At 63.4% G+C, this 2,734-nt stretch carries 1 pseudogene; it reads left to right on the top strand.

Annotation, left to right across the window (positions count from 1 at the left end):
• A pseudogene (locus tag HWW87_RS36820) lies at window positions 1-2,734 on the top strand (adhesin); the annotation flags it as partial.

Raw genomic sequence — 2,734 nt, forward strand, 5'->3', positions numbered from 1 at the left:
TAAAGCCGACCTGGACGCGGTGAACGTGTCGCAACTGAAGTCGTCGGGCCTGATCGGCGAGGACGGCAAGTCGATTGCCGCGGTGACGTACGGCAAGAACGCGGACGGCACGACGAACTACAAGTCGGTGAAGCTGGCAGGCGAAGGTGGCACGACGCTGACGAACGTGAAGGCCGGCGAACTGTCGGCGACGAGCACGGACGCGGTAAACGGCTCGCAATTGTTCGCGACGAACGAGAACCTGGGCAACCTGAAGGACACGCTGACGGATGGCGGCGTCATCGACAAGACGACGGGCGAATCGCTGGCGGTGGTGTACGACAGCACGTCGAAGGACAAGGTGACGCTGGCGGGCAAGACGGGCACGCTTCTGTCGAACGTTGCAGCGGGCAAAGCCGACCTGGACGCGGTGAACGTGTCGCAGCTGAAATCGTCGGGCCTGATCGGCGAGGACGGCAAGTCGATTGCCGCGGTGACGTACGACAAGAACGCGGACGGCACGGCGAACTTCAATTCGGTGACACTGGGCGGAGGTAAGTCGACGGGTCCGGTAACGCTGTCGAACGTGGCAAAGGGTAAGACCGGCACGGACGCGGTGAACGTCGATCAGTTGACGGACGCCATTCGCAACGTGGAAGGCGGCCTGAATCCGTTGTCGGTGGCTTACGACAGCGCGGCGAAGGACAAGGTGACGCTGGCCGGCGAAGGCGGTACGACGCTCTCGAACGTGAAGGCCGGCAAGGCCGACATGGACGCGGTGAACGTGTCGCAACTGAAGTCGACAGGCCTGATCGGCGAGGACGGCAAGACGCTGGCCGCAGTGACGTACGACAAGAACGCGGACGGCACGCCGAATTACAAGTCGGCGACGCTGGCGGGCGAAGGTGGTACGAAGCTGTCGAACGTGAAGGCCGGTACGGCCGATGCGGATGCAGTGAACGTGTCGCAACTGAAATCGTCGGGCCTGATTGGCGGCGACGGCAAGTCGTTGGCCGCAGTGACGTATGACAAGAAGGCGGACGGCACGCCGAACTACAAATTGGCGACGCTGGCGGGCGAAGGCGGCACGATTCTGTCGAACGTTGCGGCGGGCAAGGCCGATGCGGACGCGGTGAATGTGTCGCAACTGAAGTCGACGGGCCTGATCGGCGAGGACGGCAAGACGCTGGCCGCGGTGACGTACGACAAGAAGGCGGACGGCACGCCGAACTACAAATCGGCGACGCTGGCGGGCGAAGGCGGCACGAAGCTGTCGAACGTGAAGGCCGGTACGGCCGATGCGGACGCGGTGAACGTGTCGCAGCTGAAGTCGTCGGGCCTGATCGGCGAAGACGGCAAGACGCTGGCCGCAGTGACGTACGACAAGAGCGCGGACGGCACGCCGAATTACAAGTCGGCGACGCTGGCGGGCGAAGGTGGCACGAAGCTGTCGAACGTGGTGGCAGGCAAGGCCGACATGGATGCAGTCAACGTGTCGCAGTTGAAGTCGTCGGGTCTGATCGGTGATGACGGCAAGTCAGTCGCCGCAGTGACGTATGACAAGAAGGCGGACGGCACGCCGAATTACAAGTCGGCGACGCTGGCAGGCGAAGGTGGCACGATTCTGTCGAACGTTGCGGCGGGCAAGGCCGATGCGGATGCAGTGAACGTGTCGCAACTGAAATCGTCGGGCCTGATTGGCGGTGACGGCAAGTCATTGGCCGCGGTGACGTACGACAAGAACGCGGACGGCACGCCGAACTACAAATCGGCGACGCTGGCGGGCGAAGGTGGCACGAAGCTGTCGAACGTGAAGGCCGGTACGGCCGATGCGGATGCAGTGAACGTGTCGCAACTGAAATCGTCGGGCCTGATCGGCGAGGACGGCAAGTCGGTCGCCGCGGTGACGTACGACAAGAACGCGGACGGCACGCCGAACTACAAATCGGCGACGCTGGCGGGTGAAGGCGGCACGAAGCTGTCGAACGTGAAGGCCGGTACGGCCGATGCGGATGCAGTGAACGTGTCGCAACTGAAATCGTCGGGCCTGATTGGCGGTGACGGCAAGTCATTGGCCGCGGTGACGTACGAGAAGAACGCAGACGGCACGCCGAATTACAAGTCGGTGAAGCTGGCGGGCGAAGGCGGCACGACGCTGTCGAACGTGGTGGCGGGCAAGGCCGACATGGACGCAGTGAACGTATCGCAGTTGAAGTCGTCGGGCCTGATCGGTGATGACGGCAAGTCGGTCGCCGCGGTGACATACGACAAGAACCTTGACGGCACGGCAAACCGCGAGTCGGTGACGCTGGCGGGTAAGTCGGGCACGACGCTGACGAACGTGAAAGCCGGCGCACTGTCGGCGACGAGCATGGACGCGGTGAACGGCTCGCAACTGTTCGCGACGAACGAGAGCCTCGGCAACCTGACGGACACGCTGACGGATGGCGGCGTCATCGACAAGACGACGGGCGAATCGCTGGCGGTGGTGTACGACAGCACGTCGAAGGACAAGGTGACGCTGGCGGGCAAGACGGGCACGCTTCTGTCGAACGTTGCAGCGGGCAAAGCCGACCTGGACGCGGTGAACGTGTCGCAGCTGAAATCGTCGGGCCTGATCGGCGAGGACGGCAAGTCGATTGCCGCGGTGACGTACGACAAGAACGCGGACGGCACGGCGAACTTCAATTCGGTGACACTGGGCGGAGGTAAGTCGACGGGTCCGGTAACGCTGTCGAACGTGGCAAAGGGTAAG

This window comes from Burkholderia sp. BCC0419 (assembly GCF_902830285.1).
GTDB lineage: Bacteria > Pseudomonadota > Gammaproteobacteria > Burkholderiales > Burkholderiaceae > Burkholderia.